General features: G+C 71.2%; 13 protein-coding genes. 4 read left to right on the forward strand and 9 right to left on the reverse strand.

The genetic code is table 11. The features are described 5' to 3' along the window. Positions 1-159 precede the first annotated feature (159 nt). Together rpsI and rplM are read right to left on the reverse strand one after the other, a co-directional pair. Entirely contained in the window at positions 160-681 is a 522-nt protein-coding gene (rpsI, locus tag ACIRSS_RS30020) for a 30S ribosomal protein S9 (RefSeq protein WP_364284751.1), read from the reverse strand. Positions 682-695: 14 nt separating this feature from the next. Continuing rightward, positions 696-1148, reverse strand: a complete 453-nt coding sequence (gene rplM, locus ACIRSS_RS30025; protein ID WP_086679273.1) for a 50S ribosomal protein L13 — start codon at positions 1146-1148, stop codon at positions 696-698. Between the two features lie 261 nt (positions 1149-1409). Between rplM and ACIRSS_RS30030 the strand changes: the two genes are divergently transcribed. Continuing rightward, positions 1410-2303 carry a hypothetical protein gene (locus ACIRSS_RS30030; protein WP_400900692.1) on the forward strand — a complete coding sequence of 298 codons (894 nt, stop codon included), beginning with the start codon at positions 1410-1412 and terminating at the stop codon, positions 2301-2303. 28 nt (positions 2304-2331) lie between these two features. Further along, the gene (locus ACIRSS_RS30035) at positions 2332-3018 is read left to right on the forward strand and encodes a DUF4333 domain-containing protein (RefSeq protein ID WP_400900694.1); all 687 of its coding nucleotides are present in this window, start codon (positions 2332-2334) and stop codon (positions 3016-3018) included. 79 nt (positions 3019-3097) lie between these two features. Here ACIRSS_RS30035 and ACIRSS_RS30040 read toward each other — a convergent pair whose 3' ends face one another. From ACIRSS_RS30040 to eccCa, 5 genes are all read right to left on the reverse strand, one after another. Next, the gene (locus ACIRSS_RS30040) at positions 3098-3391 is read right to left on the reverse strand and encodes a WXG100 family type VII secretion target (RefSeq protein WP_400900696.1); all 294 of its coding nucleotides are present in this window, start codon (positions 3389-3391) and stop codon (positions 3098-3100) included. A gap of 60 nt (positions 3392-3451) precedes the next feature. After that, on the reverse strand, positions 3452-3778 hold the full coding sequence (locus ACIRSS_RS30045) for a WXG100 family type VII secretion target (protein ID WP_400900698.1): 327 nt from the start codon (positions 3776-3778) through the stop codon (positions 3452-3454). 253 nt (positions 3779-4031) lie between these two features. Beyond that, positions 4032-4388 carry a hypothetical protein gene (locus tag ACIRSS_RS30050; RefSeq protein WP_400900700.1) on the reverse strand — a complete coding sequence of 119 codons (357 nt, stop codon included), beginning with the start codon at positions 4386-4388 and terminating at the stop codon, positions 4032-4034. A gap of 18 nt (positions 4389-4406) precedes the next feature. Continuing rightward, positions 4407-6425, reverse strand: a complete 2019-nt coding sequence (locus tag ACIRSS_RS30055) for a type VII secretion-associated protein (protein ID WP_400900702.1) — start codon at positions 6423-6425, stop codon at positions 4407-4409. A gap of 109 nt (positions 6426-6534) precedes the next feature. Continuing rightward, a complete protein-coding gene (gene eccCa / locus ACIRSS_RS30060; RefSeq protein WP_400900704.1) occupies positions 6535-10548 on the reverse strand; it encodes a type VII secretion protein EccCa in 4014 nt (1337 codons plus the stop codon). 303 nt (positions 10549-10851) lie between these two features. Between eccCa and eccD the strand changes: the two genes are divergently transcribed. Next, positions 10852-12216 (forward strand): type VII secretion integral membrane protein EccD, encoded by a 1365-nt coding sequence (eccD, locus tag ACIRSS_RS30065; protein WP_400900706.1) that lies wholly within the window; start codon positions 10852-10854, stop codon positions 12214-12216. Between the two features lie 20 nt (positions 12217-12236). Next, positions 12237-13865, forward strand: coding sequence for a S8 family serine peptidase (locus ACIRSS_RS30070; protein WP_400900708.1), 1629 nt, complete (start codon positions 12237-12239; stop codon positions 13863-13865). A 42-nt stretch (positions 13866-13907) separates the two neighbouring features. Here ACIRSS_RS30070 and ACIRSS_RS30075 read toward each other — a convergent pair whose 3' ends face one another. Both ACIRSS_RS30075 and ACIRSS_RS30080 read right to left on the reverse strand, forming a co-directional pair. Then, entirely contained in the window at positions 13908-15020 is a 1113-nt protein-coding gene (locus tag ACIRSS_RS30075; RefSeq protein ID WP_400901921.1) for a WXG100 family type VII secretion target, read from the reverse strand. Then, complete coding sequence (locus ACIRSS_RS30080) at positions 15020-15337, reverse strand: hypothetical protein (RefSeq protein ID WP_400900710.1); 318 nt, start codon at positions 15335-15337, stop codon at positions 15020-15022. Before ACIRSS_RS30080 ends, ACIRSS_RS30075 begins: the two co-directional genes overlap by 1 nt. Positions 15338-15363: the final 26 nt, after the last annotated feature.

The raw sequence follows: 15363 nt of genomic DNA on the forward strand, positions 1-15363 counted from the left end.
CCTTGTGGAATGACCACGACAACCTAGCGACGTGGGCGGACCGCTTTCCGCCACCCCCGAGTGTCGCTCCGCGCCGCGAAGACGAAACACCCCTGAAAACACCGGAGCGCCCATCCGATGGACGGATGGGCGCTCCGGTGGGTTGCGCCAGGGGCGCGATCAGCGCTTGCTGTACTGCGGGGCCTTGCGGGCCTTCTTGAGGCCGTACTTCTTCCGCTCCGTGGCGCGCGCGTCACGGGTCAGGAAGCCGGCCTTCTTGAGGGCCGGGCGGTCGTCGGCGTCGACCTCGATGAGCGCACGGGCGATCGCCAGGCGCAGCGCGCCCGCCTGACCCGAGACGCCGCCACCGTGCAGGTTGGCGAAGATGTCGAACGAGTCCGGCTTCTCGACCAGGACCAGCGGGTCCTTGATGAGCTGCTGGTGCACCTTGTTCGGGAAGTACTCCTCGAGGGTGCGGCCGTTGAGCTTGAACTGGCCGGTGCCCGGGACGACCCGCACACGGACGACGGCCTCCTTGCGGCGGCCGACGGTCTGCGCGTTGCCGCCGGCGGCACGCGACGGGCGCGGCGCGGCAGCGGACTCGCTGGTGGCGACCGGGGTCTCACTGGTCGCGACGGCGCCGGTCTCGGTCGCCTCGGTGGCCTCGACGACCTCGGGGGTCTCGGTCTCGGTGCTGGTCACAGACTGTTCCTCACTCACTGCGCGACCTGCGCGATCTTGGTGATCTCGCGCGCCTGCGGCTGCTGCGCGGCGTGCGGGTGCTGCGGGCCGGCATACACCTTCAGCTTCTTCGCCTGGGCGCGGCCGAGCTTGTTCTTCGGCAGCATGCCCTTGACGACCTTCTCGACGAGGTGCTCGGGCTTGGTGTCGAGCAGCTCGCCGAACGAGCGCTTCCGCAGACCGCCCGGGTAACCGCTGTGCCGGTAGGCGAACTTCTGCTCGCGCTTGTTACCGGTGAGCGCGACCTTCTCGGCGTTGACGATGATGACGAAGTCACCGGTGTCCACGTGCGGGGCGTAGGTCGGCTTGTGCTTGCCGCGCAGCAGCGTGGCGACCTCGGTCGCCAGCCTTCCGAGCACGACATCCTCGGCGTCGATCACGTGCCAGGCACGAGTGAGATCGCCGGGCTTGGGGCTGTACGTGGGCAAGGGTCTACCTCGTCGTCAACATTGCGTGTGGGTTCTGTGCGGGCCTAGCGCTTACGCGCCGCAGCGCACAACGACATGTAAAGATACCCGCACGCCCACCGCACCCGTGCATCGGGGTGGGTGGAGACGCCCGGCGGGACCTTCGACCGGCCCGGGCGCAGCAAGACTGTACCCGGTTTTCCCGCCGAAGTGCCCGCACGCGCCGCGCCGACACGCGAGGATGAGACGATCCGGGCGGCACCACTCGAGCGGGGGACGCGCATGAGCAGACGACCGACGGCGATCTTCGTCCTGGGCGCCATCCTGGCCCTGGTCAGCGCCTGCGGCACCGCGAAGGCGGGCACGGCGCTGCCGAAGGGCGACGACGCGGCGGACTACGTCGGCGCGAAGTTCGAGCAGGTCATCGGCAAGCTCGGGAACGCCATCACCGACACGCGCGACGTCACCAACTCGCTGGACGCCTACTTCAAGTTCGACGACAAGTGGATCCACAGCACCGTGACGTCGGCGCGCACCGGCAGCCCGGAGAGCCGGGCCGTGCGGCACCGGTCGCAGAAGAACCCGGACGAGATCATCGACACGTACACGCCCGCCGACGGCTCGGTCGAGTACACCTACCTCGGCCCGATGTACGTCCAGAAGGGCGTCTCGCCGACGGCGTGGGTGTCGATGCCGAAGCCGGAGGCCGGCCTGGTCCAGCCGTGCGTCTGGGGCGGCGTGCTGACCCCGTGCCGGATGGCCGACTCGACCGTGGACGCCTACCAGGCCGACAAGCGCGCGGTCCGCGGGGCGAAGAGCCTCGGCGACGGGAAGACCGCGCTGACCGTCAACGTGCCGTTCGACGTCTTCGTCAAGAACAAGGTCGAGATCCTGCCGCCGAGCATCACCGGCCAGGTCGGGCCGGAGCTGAAGAAGGCCATGGTGCCGACCACGATCACGCTGAACCCGGACGGCAGCCTGGTCTCGTTCGTGATGGACGCCAAGTTCGCCGGGGACGGCCACAACGTCGAGCTCAAGTACGACTTCCGGTTCACCGGCAAGGCGAGCCTGCAGGACATGCCGAAGCTGCCGGACGCGTCGCAGATCACGGTGCTGCCCGACCGGGCGGCGATGAACGACTTCTACCGCCGGCTCGGCGAAGCGCAGGGCCAGTGACCACCGCCACGACCCGAGGTGAGCACCGATGACCCAGCCGCCCGACCCGCAGCAGCCGCAGTGGTGGCAGCCGCCGGCCCACCCGCCCGCCGGGTGGCAGGAGCAGCAGGCGACCGGCCCGCACGCCGGGCAGTGGCAGCAGAACGCCGACCCGGGCACGGCTTCCGGTTCCTACACCGGCCAGTGGACCCCTTCGCAGCAGCCGGGTGGTTCCGGGTCGTTCTCGGGACCGTGGCAGCCGGGACAGCCGGGCAGCGGTCCGTGGCAGCAGCCGGGCACGCCCGGCGGCGGCCAGGCGGCGCAGTTCCCGCCGCCCGCTCAGCAGCAGCAGTACGGCGGCGGGTTCCAGCCGGCGCAGTACGGCGGTCTGGGCGCGTTCGCGGGGAAGCCGGAGAAGAAGCCCAAGTCGAAGAAGCCGGCGCTTATCGCCGGCGCGGTCGTCCTGGTGCTCGTCGTCGGCGGCGTGGCCGCGTGGCTGCTGGGCGCGTTCCGCGGGAACGTGCTCGAGCAACAGTCCCTTCAGGACGGTGTGGTCAAGGTCCTGAACGAGAGCTACGGCGAGCCGGACGTGACGAACGCGCAGTGCCCGGCGAACGAAGCCGCCGAGAACGGCACGACGTTCGACTGCACGGTGAAGATCGGCGGGCAGGACAAGAAGGTGACGATCCGGGTGCTCAACGACCGCCCCGAGTACGAGGTCGGCGCGCCGCACTGAGTTTTCCCTTGCCGGGCAAAAGAAAACGGCGGGCCCCGCACCGGAGTGCGGGCCCGCCGTGGTTTCCGGGACTACCGGCTCAGAACAGGCCTTCGACGGCGTTGTCCGTCGACTGGTAGCCGTCGGCGATCTGCGGCAGGGCGGCGGCGATCTGCGCCAGAACCTGCTTCAGGTCCTCGAACTTCTGGTCCCAGGTGCGCTGGGCCTGGTCGTACTGCTCCTTGGCGGAACCGGTCCAGGTGGTGACCAGCGGCTTGAGGTCGTCCTTCAGGCGGTCGAAGGCCTGCTGCAGCTCGTTGCCGGTGCTGCGGCAGTCGTCCGCGGCCGCGTGGATGGTGGCGTAATTGACGACAATGCCGGCGCCATCGGGCATGATGTGCTCCTTCTGTGCAGAGAAAGTTTTGGTGGAGGAAAAGAAAATTCAGGGTGAAGCTCAGCCGAGCGCGTCGAAGCCCCGGTTGACGGCCCCGAGGATCTCCTGCTGCTGCTGCTCGGAACGCTCGTACTTCGAGCCCGCCTCGCGGAGGAGGTCACCGATGCGCTGCAGGGCCTGGTTCATCTGACGGGCGTCGTCGTCGAACCGCATCATGACGTTGTCGAACGCCTTCTGCGCCTCACCCTGCCAGCCGGCGCGGGTGGCCTCGATGCGGTCGCGCAGCGTGGAGAGGTTGTTGTCCATGCCGGCGCGCACCTCGGTGACGCGGCCTTCGGCGTCGGTGAACTGCTGAACTGTCCCCTGGAATCCGGAACCGGCGCTCATACCGGAACCCCCTTCTGAAGAGTGATGGTTGGCCGTACCAAGCTTGTTCGTTGTACGGCCCTACGACGCAGACCCTGCCACGTCCGGTTCCCCCTTGTCGTGCTTTGCCCGCAAGTAGTTGCTTGCGTGAACGCTCCTCGCGGGAACCGATCGCGACCGGTATTCCGCGAACGCCTCGACCCGGCGATGCGTCACCCGAAAAAGCGTTCTCCACCAGCGCGGTTAGCACACGCACAGCAATCGGGGCCGGCGTTCAGCCGTCGCGTTTCATGATTCGCATCTGGGAAAAGTCTTCGTCCTCGTCACCCGTTCGAGGGGCACGAGCGGTGGATTGCGAACGCGAAGGAACCGAATCGGCGGGATCGGGAACCGCCGGAACCGACAACCCGCGGGCGCGGCGGAACCGTTCGGCGGCGGCGCGCAGCGTCCCCGGTGTCGGGTCGCCGGACTTCGCGCCGCGGCCGCCGCGCTTCAGCAGTTCGACGTTTTCGCTGTGGTGCCGGTGCGTGCGCGCCTTCGCGTTGCCGGCGACGCGCCGGGCGTGCGTCACCGCGTCCTCGCCGGTGCGCCGGAAGGCCGCCGCGGCGCTGTCGAACTCTTCGGACGGCACCGGGTGCCCCCCTTTCTCTCAGCCGACGATCTCGACCGTGCGCACGGCCTGCGTGCACGCGGCAGCGACCCGGTCGCGCAGTTGCGCCGTGGCGTACTGGCACCCGACGTGGACGCGGATCTTCCCCTTCGCCACGACGTACCAGTCGACCTGGAGGTCGGGGCGGTTCGGCTTGCTCTCGTGGTAGCCGATCACGGTCTTGCCCGCGTAGGACAGGCTCGGGTTGAACCCGCTCCAGCGGTCGGTGTCGGTGTCCGCCGTGCGCTTCAGCTCGTCGGCGAGCTTCTGCGGGTTCGCCGTCGCGTCGTAGTCCATGACGTACTCCTGGGCGACCAGGAGGTCGTTGCCGTCGCGGGACTCCTGCGGGTGGATGACGACCTGCTTGTCGGCGACCCGGTCGTCGGTCTGGACCCAGTCCTCCGGCGCGATGAACTTGAAGTCGTACTGCGAAAGCGTCCGGCCCGTCTCGGCCTGGGTCCCGGAGTCGCGGAACACGAAGATCCCGGTGACGACGAGCGCGGCCACGACGGCCACGGCGACGCCGACGATCCCCCAGAGCTTTCCGCGCCCCTTCTTCTCCGGCTGCGCGGGAGCGCCGCCGGGGCGGTTGGGGGTGGCGAGCCCCTGGGCAGGCTGGCCGGCGGCCGGGGTCCACGGCCGGGCCGCCGGCTGCCCGTGGGGCGGCGACGGCGGGGCCGCGCGGTTCGGGAACCCGGCGGGCCCGAGTGGCATGGCGGCGGGCGTGCGCGGCGGCGCCGGGCGCTGGTCGGCGGGGCGCGGGGCGACGTCGCCGGGGCGGACGACCTCGGTGCGCTGCGCCGCCGGGCTGTGGGCACCGCCGGGCACCGCGCCCAGCCGCGCCATGGCTTCGCCGGGCAGCGCGCCCGTGCGGTCCGGGTCGACCAGCACCGCGCGCAGCGCGCCGCGCGCGACGACCGTCTCGGGCTGGTCGAGGCTCGTCGGCACGACGCCGGTGCGTTCGTGCACCAGCCGCGAGATCATCGGGATCCGGCTCGACCCGCCGACCAGGAAGATCGCCGTGAGCTGCTTCGGCCGCAGGCCGGCGTCGCCGATGGCCGCGACCGTCAGCTCCACCGCGCGGCCGAGCGGCGCCGCGATCAGCCGCTCCAGGTCTTCGCGCGTGACGTGCGCGTCGGCGAACGGCGGGGGCATCGGCACGTCGGTGTAGGCGTGGCGCGACAGCGTTTCCTTGGCGCCCCGCACGTCCTGGCGCAGCACGCGGCGGCGGCGCCGGTCGACCATCTCCCGGCCTTCGACGAGCTGCCGCCACGCGTCCTGGTCCGCGCCCGCGACGAGCGAGCCGACGTGCTCCAGCAGCGCCTGGTCGATGTCCGCGCCGCCGAACGCGGGGTCGCCCCGGGTGGCGAGCACCTGGAAGCCGCCGCGCTGCGGACGGCCGGCCCGGTCGCGCGCGGCGTCCGGCGGCAGCCGCCGCACGACGCTGACGTCGACCGTGCCCCCGCCGAGGTCGAGCACCGCGAGCGCGTCGCCGGGGCGGCCGCTGAACTCGACGGTGCGGTCGTTCGTCACGTCCTGCGGCGCGAACGTCGCCGCGTGGTAGACCGCCGCCGCGACCGGCTCGGGCACCAGCGCGACCTCGCGCGCCAGCCCGCCCGCGGCCTGCCGCAGCAGCCGGGTGCGGATGGCGCCCCAGTCCGCGGGGTGGGTCAGCACCAGCAGGTCGACCTCGGCCTCGCCGGCGAGCCGGCGCGCCTCGGCGACCGCGCGGCCCAGCACGGCGTGCACGACGTCGGTGACGCGCAGGACGCTGTCACCGAGCAGCAGGTCGCCTTCGTCGATCCGGCGCTTCGGGTTCGGCTCGTACCGCGAGGGGTCGACGGCCGCCTGCCGCTCGGCCTCCTGGCCGACGAAGAGCGTGCCGTCCGCCGCGGCGAACACCGCCGAGGACATCAGCGGCTGGCCGTCGATCACCACGACCTGCGGGTCGCGCCCGTTCACCGAGGCGACGACGCAGGTGCTCGACGTCCCGAAGTCCACCGCAACCCGGACCGTCACCAGCAGCTCCCGAAGACAACACAGCGATGTTCCCCCGCGCCCGGCCGGCCGGGCGCGCCCTCGGGGAGGAACCTACCCACCTCGCCGAGAGCGCGTCCGGCCGCCGTCGTCAGTCGGGGTTGATCCACGACACCTGGATGAGCTGCTTGCCGGCCTTGCGGGTCAGCAGGTTGCCCCGCCCCGGCGGCATCGCGGACGGCTTGATGTTGCCGACCAGCGCGCCTTCATCGCGGGAACCGTTCATCACCATGCCCGGCGCCGCGATCTCCTTCAGCTTCCCGATGATCGGGTCATACATCGCCTTCGACGCACCACCCGTGCGCCGCACCACCACCAGGTGCAGACCCACGTCCTTGGCTTGCGGCAGGAAGTCGGAGATCTTCCGCAACGGGTTGTTGCTGGAGGTCGCGACCAGGTCGTAGTCGTCGACCAGGATGAACAGCTCCGGGCCCTTCCACCACGACCGCGTCTTCAGCTGCTCCTGCGTCACATCCGGACCCGGTAGGCGCCGGGTCATCGAGTTGAACACGTCGCCGACCATGCTCTCCAGCTGCGCCGCCGACACCGCATACCCCAGCAGCGAATCACCCTGCACGTAGCCGAGCATCGTGCGCCGGTAGTCGACCAGCAGGATCAGCGCTTCCTTCGCGGTGAACCGCTCGGAAATACCGCGGGCGATCTGGCGCAGCAGGTTCGTCTTGCCCGACTCGCCGTCGGCGAAGGCGTAGAAGTGCGGCTCGGCGTTGAAGTCCAGATAGATCGGCTGCAGGTCTTCCTCGTTGACGCCGATCGGGATCAGCTTCGAGTCGCGGTGCTGATCGAGCTTGAGCACCTCTTCGTAGGTGATCATCTCCGGCAGCAGGCGGACCTGCGGCGCGACCCGGCCCCGCCAGGCGGCCTTGATCTTCGCCACCGCGTCCGCCACGCCGGCCGCGATCGTCTCCGGGTCGCTGGAGCCGTCGATCCGCGGGAGACCGCCGAGCATGTGCAGCTTCTCCCGGGTCAACCCGCGGCCCGGGCGCCCGGTCGGGATGTTCACCGCCACCCGGCGGTCGATGTCGGACTCGGTCGGGTCACCCAGGCGCAGCTCGAACCGGGTCCCGATCATGTCCTTGATCGCCGGCCGGATGTCCGCCCACCGGTTCGCCGCGATCACCACGTGCACGCCGTAGGACAGACCCTGCGTGGCGAGGCGGGTGATGGTGGTTTCCAGCTCCTCGAAGTCATCCCGCAACGCCCGCCAGTTGTCCACGATCAGGAACGCATCCCCGAACGGGTCCTGATCCGCCCGGATCTCCCCGCGGCGTTTGCGGTTGCGGAACTCGGTCATCGAGTCGATGCCCATCGCCCCGAACCGGCCCTCCCGCTCGGTGAGCAGGGTGGTCAGCTCGGCCACGATCCGCCGCGCCTTGTCCGGCTCGCGGCGCGCGACCGCGACCCCACCCACGTGGGGCAGGTCGGCCAGCCCGGCCAGGGTGCCGCCACCGAGGTCCAGGCAGTAGAACTGCGCCTCCTCCGGCGTGTGCGTCAACGCCATCGACATGATCAGCGTCCGCAGCATCGTCGACTTCCCCGACTGCGGGCCGCCGACGATCACGCCGTGCCCGGCCGCGCCGGAGAAGTCCGCCCACAACGGGTCCCGCCGCTGCTCATACGGCCGGTCGATGATGCCCAGCGGGACCTGCAACCGGCCGTTGCCGAAGAACCCGACCGGGGACAGGCCCCGGTCGTCGGTCGGGTTCAGGTTCGGCAACAGCGTGTCGAGGGAGTTGGGATCCTTCAGCGGCGGCAGCCACACCTCGTGCGCGGGCGGGCCCTGCCCGATCAGCCGCGACACGATCACATCCAGCTCCGACGGCTCGACCGCTTCTTCCGACTGCGGGGCCGCGGCCACCGGGGCGGCTTCGATCAGCTCCGGTTCCGGTTCCTTGGGCAGTTCGACGAAGTCGGGGACGAACAGCTGCGGGCGTTTGTCCGCCCGCACCACCGTCGCCGCCGGCCCGGCCGCCTGGATCCCGGCCGGCCGGTAGGGGCCGGAGACGTAGGAGGCTTTGAACCGCACCAGGGTCGAGGTGTCGTACTTGAGGTAGCCGCCGCCGGGGACCGAGGGCAGCTCGAACGCGTCCGGCACCCCGATCGCCGCGCGGGACTCCGCCGCGGAGAACGTCTTCAACCCGATCCGGTACGACAGGTGCGAGTCCAGGCCGCGCAGCTTGCCTTCCTCCAGGCGCTGGGAGGCGAGCAGCATGTGCATCTGCAGCGACCGGCCCAGCCGGCCGATTGCGACGAACAAGTCGATGAAGTCCGGCTTCGCGGCCAGCAGTTCGGAGAACTCGTCACAGACGATGAACAGTGCGGGCAGGGGGTCGAGGTCGGCGCCGTTCTCGCGGGCTTTCTCGTATTCCCAGACGTTTTTGAAGTTGCCGCCGTTCTTCAGCGCTTCCTGGCGGCGGTTCATCTCCCCGGCCAGCGCGTCTTTCATCCGGTCGACCAGGGTGACCTCGTCGGCGAGGTTGGTGATCACCGCCGACACGTGCGGGGCCTTGTCCAGCCCCAGGAACGTCGCGCCACCCTTGAAGTCGACCAGGACGAAGTTCAGCGTCGACGAGGAGTGGGTGGCGAGCATGCCGAGGACCAGGGTGCGGAGGAACTCCGACTTACCGGACCCGGTCGCGCCGATGCACAACCCGTGCGGGCCCATGCCTTCGGCGGCGGCTTCCTTGATGTCCAGCTCCACCGGCTGGCCGTACTCCCCGACGCCGAACGGGACGCGGTAGCGGTCCCGGATCGGGCGGGGCCGCCAGGCTTGCTGGACGTCGAAGGTCATCGGGTCGCCGGGGATGCCGAGCAGTTCCAGCAGCGACGGGTTGGACAGCAACGGCTCTTCGTCGCCGACGTCCTGCCCGGCCGCGCCACCGACGCGGTACGGCGAGATGAGCCGGGCCAGCGACTCGGTCTCGACCAGGCTGAGGGTGTCCGGGCGGCCGAACCACTCGACACCACCGGCGCTGCGCGCGCCGAGGCGGTCGGGTTCGACGACCAGCCGCAGGCCGCGGCGGGCGGCGAGGTTGCCGATGGAGTCGGACAGGTCGACCAGCGTGACGCCGACCAGGCCCTCCTCGAGGATGATCTGCTCTTCCCGGGTCACCTCGGCGTCGTCGACGATGATCACGACGTGCGGCTGGTCCGGCGCCGGGGTGGCGTTGCGGGAGAACCGCTGCCGGTCACGCAGTTCTTCGTCGAGCCAGTTTTCGATCTGGGCCAGCGAACCGGCCATCATGCGGAGCTGGCCGATGCCGTCCGACAGCGTCGGGTGCTGGGCGTGCGGCAGCCACTTCGCCCACTCCCACTCCTCCTTCGCGCGGCCCGCGGTGGCGATCGCGACCAGCACGTCGTCCGGGCTGTGGAAGGTGACCATCTGCGCGAGCATCGCGCGGGTGAGGCCGCGGGTCAGCGCCCGGTCGCCCTGCATGCTCACCGCGGCGAACCCGCGGAGGGTGATCTGGGTGGGCAGGTCCGGCACGATCGAGTGCGCGCGCACGAACCGGCGCAGCGCGAGGGTGGCGATCGGCTCCAGCTCGTCGACGGGCCCGGTCTGCGGCGGGACCAGCCGCGTCGCGAGGCGGTGCGAGCTGCGCCCGACGCGCAGGTGCAGGAAGTCCTGGTCGTTCTGGCGGCGTTCCCACATCCGGCGGCTGGCGGCCAGCGACCAGAGGGACTGGGGGTCGGGGTGCACCCATTCCAGGGCCGCGCGCTGGTCGACCATCGCCTCGCGGGCGCGGTCGCGCATCTGGCCCAGGTAGCGGAGGTAGTCCTTGCGGTCTTCGTCCATCTCGGCGCGCTTGGCGCCGCCGCCCTTGCCCCCGCCGCCGGCCATCATCCCGAGCGTGCCGACGACCATCATGCCGCCCATGGCCATCATCATCGGGTTCCGGTTGCTGGCCTGGAACATGAAGACCATCATCCCGAGCGACGCGACGATCATGACGACCGGAAGCGCCTTCATGACGATGTTCCCGGGGATGACGCGCGGCACCTCAGGAGGCGGCTCGAGGTGCACCTCACCGCCCGGCGGACGCGGTGCCGCCAGCCGCGGCGACTTCTTGAACTGCAGCGTGCTCATCGAAGGACCCCTCATTCAAACTCGACGATGGCGGCCACCGCTTGGTGCGAACAACCTATCGAACGCCGCGGACGAATTCCGGCGGATGCCGGAAGACCTCATGAGCGCTGCCCCACCCTCGCCCCGCGAGTGTAGGGCCCACCACCGACAGTAACGCCGAGTTCCGGGAACGGACCTGCCGCTGCCGGTGATTTTCGGACGTTCGGTGATGCCCGCACCGGGGTTCGGTATAAGTTCCCCCGGGAGCAGTCTCGACCGAGCGGGGGCAGTGCAGTGGCTACGGGCACGACAGTTTTCAGCAGGGTGACGGTCGTCGCGCCGTCCACCCGGATCGACGTGGCGTTGCCCGCCGACGTCGCGGTGGCCGATCTCCTGCCGATGCTGCTGGACATGGCCAAGGAGTCGTCGCCGGACGGCGGGGCGCGCCACGGTGGCTGGGCGCTCGCCAAGCTCGGGGACGCCCCGCTGGACCCGAGCCGGACGCTCGCCTCGCTCGGCGTCGTCGACGGGGAGCTCCTGCAGCTGCGCAAGCGCAACGAGAACCCGCCGCCGCCGCTGTACGACGACGTCGTCGACGCCATCGCCGAGTCCTCCCCCGACAGCTTCCGCCCCTGGACCAAGGAGACGGCGAACCGCTTCGGGCACATCGCGGGCGGGCTGGCGCTGGTCGCCGCCGCCATCGCGCTGTTCATGAGCGGCTCGCTCTACGGCGGCAACGCGCTCGGCGCGGCCATCGCGGGCGGCATCGGCGCGATCGCGTGCGTCGCGGTCGGCGCCACGCTCGCCAAGGCCTACGGCGCGGAAGCCACCGGCGTCCTGATCGCCGCGGCCGGCGGGCTGCCGCTGGCCTTCGTCAGCGGCTTCTACATCGTGCCCGGCCTCTCGATGCGGGCGAACCTGCTGCTCGGCGCGGTCCTCGTGATCATCGTCGCGTCGGTCTGCATCATGGTGATCGGCGCCGGCATCACGACGTTCATCGCCGCCGCGACCGCGGGCACCTTCGGCGCGCTGGCCTTCCTCTTCGGCACGCTCGTCGCGCACCCGGCGGCCGGCATCGCGGCCGGCACGGTCGCGGTCGCCCTCGCCTGCATCTCGATCCTGCCGCGCGCCACGATCTGGCTCGCCAAGCTGCCGCTGCCGCACGTCCCGAGCAACGCCGAAGAGCTCAAGGAAGACTCCGGCTTCCCGGACTACCGCGCGATCGAGCGCCGCACGGCGATCGCGCACAACTACATGACCGGCCTGATGATCGGCTGCGGCGCCACGGTCGCGGTGTCCGCGATCATCGCCGCCACCGCGCCCGGCGCGTTCGGGATCATCCTCGGCGTCGTCGCGACGCTCGTGCTGCTCCTGCGCGCCCGCGCGTACGCGAACGGCAGCCAGGCGATCGCCCTGCTCACCAACGGCCTCGTCGCGGCGACCGGGATCGGGATCGGCTGGCTCGTCACGGCGAGCGCGCAGAACCGCCTGCTCTACGTCTTCGGCGTGCTGATCCTGCTGGCCGCGGGCGCGCTCGTGGTCGGCGTGATCTTCCCGAACCAGCGCTTCTCGCCGCCGCTGCGGCGCACGGTCGAGATCATCGAAGCGATCTGCATCGCCTCCGTGCTCCCGCTCGCCCTGGGTGTGATGGACCTGTACACCACCCTGCGGCACCTGAACTTCAAGTGACCGGATCGGGTGAATCTCCGATGGCACCAGGACACCGTTTCGGCACGACCCGGCGCACCACGACGGCCCTGATCGCCGCCACGATCGGCATCCTGGCCCCGGTGGGCGCGACGATCCCGGTGTGGGCCCAGTCGGCCCCGGCCGACGGCTACTTCGCGACCCCGCCGCCGGTCGACATGACCAAGCTGCCCGCGGACACCCGGCAGCCGGACAAGAAGTACAAGCAGTCGAAGGGCTGCGTCCAGCGCAGCACGCTCGGCCAGAACATCGTGCTGAAGAACCGGCCGTGGGGCCAGGACTACCTGCAGATCTCGAAGGCGCAGGAGATCGTCAAGGCGGCCACCGGGAGCGCCGGGGGCAACATCCGGGTGGCGGTCGTCGACACCGGCGTCACCCAGCACCCGTGGTTCCAGGGCCGGGTCAAGCCCGGCGGCGAGTACGTCTCGAAGGTGGCTGGCAAGGGCGACGGCCTCGAGGACTGCGACGGCCACGGCACCGAGGTCGCCGGCATCATCGCGGCCAAGCCCGACAACCCGGAGGTCGGGTTCGTCGGCGTCGCCCCGGATGCCACGATCGTGTCCTACCGGCAGCTGAGCGAGAACTACGAGCCCGACACGTCGACCTCGACCCCGAACCCGCCGCCCGGCACGTCGAGCGGAGCGCCGCCGAGCACGCCCGCCGGTTCGCAGTCCTCGCTGCCGCCGAGCACCCAGGGCGGTGGCGGCGGCTCCGGTCAAGGGGACGGCGACCGGACGTCCCCCGGGCAGTCGAACGGCGGGCGCCAGCTGGAGAAGGCCGGCACGGCGGGCACGCTGAAGACGCTCGCCGAGATCATCCACGGCATCGCCGAGCGGCACGAGGCCGACATCATCAACATGTCGGTCGACAACTGCCGCGCCGCCGACGGGCACATCACCGACGGCGAGCAGCAGGTCCAGGCCGCCGCCAGCTACGCCGCGTCGCAGGGCATCGTGATCGTCGCCGCCGCGGGCAACGCGACGGACACCTGCCCGCAGAACGACCAGCCGGACGCGCGCAGGCCGAGGACGATCGTGACCCCGCCGTGGTTCGCCGACGACGTGCTGTCGGTCGGGGCGATCGACCAGACCGGCGGCGTGGCCCCGTTCAGCGTGCACGGCCCGTGGGTCGGCGTCGCGGCGCCGGGAACGCAGATCATCTCGCTCGACCCGGCCGAGAACTCCGACGGCCTGGCGAACCTGACGTTCGAGAGCGGCGACAAGGCCAGCGAAATCCAGGGCACGAGCTTCGCGGCGCCGTACGTGGCGGGCCTCGCGGCGCTGGTGAAGGCGAAGTACCCGACCCTGGACGCGAAGGGCATCATCAACCGCATCAAGGAGACGGCCCAGCACCCGGCGGCCCCGGGCGGCCGGGACAACTTCGTCGGGTACGGCGTCATCGACCCGGTGGCCGCGCTGACCCAGAGCCTGCCGTCCGAGGTGGGGAACCAGGCGCCGATCCCCGCCCCGCAGCTGGCCCAGCTCCCGCCGTCGAACGACAGCAGCTCGACGCCGATGATCGTGGCGCTGGCCGGCACGGGCGGTGGCCTGGTGGCGTTGCTGATCACGCTGTTCGTGATGCGCACGATCCGCCGTGGCCGCCCGGCCGACACGGGCACCCCCCGCCGCTGAACGAAGCCCGGCCCGCGTTTTCGACGCGGGCCGGGCCGGAACTCACGGCGCCGGCGGTTTCTTCTGCTTCGGTGCGTTCTCGTCCTCGCCGATCACCGGCGGGGCCACCAAACCCGGCTCCCCCAGCAACTCCGCCGGTGTCGTCGTCGGACGCGTCTTCGACTGGCGACGGCCGCCGCCACCGCCGCCGCCGAACGCGCCGAAGCCCATCATCGGCATCATCGGCATGCCCGACGCGCTGTGGTTGGCCGCGCTGTCCTCGGCGGGCGCCGACGGGGGTGCCGCGTCCGCGGGCTGGGCGGCGTCCGGCTTTCCGACGCCCGTGTGTTTCGGCTCCGCCGGATCCCCGCTCGCCGACGACGGCGTCGTCACCTCGTCGGAACCGGCGGCAGCAGCCCCGGCCGGAGAAGCAGCAGCCGTCGCGCCGGATTCCGTTTCCTGCAAGCGGAATCGCTCCTCCGGGTACCGGTGGGCGATCTCGATGCTGCGCGCGGTCGCGTCGGGGTCGTCGACGCCGTCGCAGAGCCGGTCGAACGCCTCGAGGACGTCCCGCGCGGTCTCGTACAACGCCTTCGCCGAATCCTGCGTCTCCCGCAGCTGCGCCCGCGCGCGCTTGGTGCCGCCGCTGGGCAGCGTCATCGTCTCGGAGATCAGGTCCGCGGCGTCGACCAGGACTTCGGCGAGGTCGACGACGACGTGGCGAAGCGTGGTCACCAGCTCGTCGAGCGCGCCGGCGAGGACCGTCAGCGCCTCCTGGAGGTCACCGCCCGCGGCGCCGATCTCCCGCATGTACGCGACGAAAGAGTCGGCGTCCCGGCCCGCCCAGCCGGCGTCGAGACGGCCGAGGCGGTCGTCGAGCCGTGCGGACACCTCGGCCGCCGCGGCGGCGGCCGAGCGCAGCCGCCCGGCTTCGGCGCCGAGGTCGCCCCAGCGGCCGATCAGCGGGCGGAAGTACGTCTCGACGGGGTCGATCACGCCCAGCTGGTGCGCGACATCCGTCAGGTAGGCCAGGTACGGCTCGGCGGTGGCGGCGATCTCGTCGCCTTCCGCGTCCGGGGCGAACGCCACCGCGGGCGCGGTGGCCACCGGGGCGGCGGCCCGCTTCGCCAGCGGGTGCGGGATGGAGTCCGTGGAACCCTCCGGCTCGGCGAACATCATTCCGGCCTCCCCGCGCGCTCGATCAGCGCCGCGGCCTCCGCGTCCTGCCCGCTGTGGCGGACCGTGACGTGCCGCAGCGCCTCCGCGGCCGACTTCAGCGCCTCGGCGCCGTCGACCAGCTGACGCCGCAACGCGCCCGCCGCGCGGCCGTACGACTCACCCAGGCCGATTTGGGCCCCCAGTGCCCCGTAGGACTCGCCGGAGACGCCCTCGCCCCCGACGTCCGCCGCGGCCGCGTGCAGGTCGTCAGCGGCCTCCTCGGCCGTCCGGGCGTAGTCGGCGACGACCACGCCGTCCATCCTCAAGCCGGCCATGGCACCTCTCCGCTCAGCAGAAGACC

It is taken from the genome of Amycolatopsis sp. NPDC101161 (genome assembly GCF_044768185.1).
Classification (GTDB): domain Bacteria; phylum Actinomycetota; class Actinomycetes; order Mycobacteriales; family Pseudonocardiaceae; genus Amycolatopsis.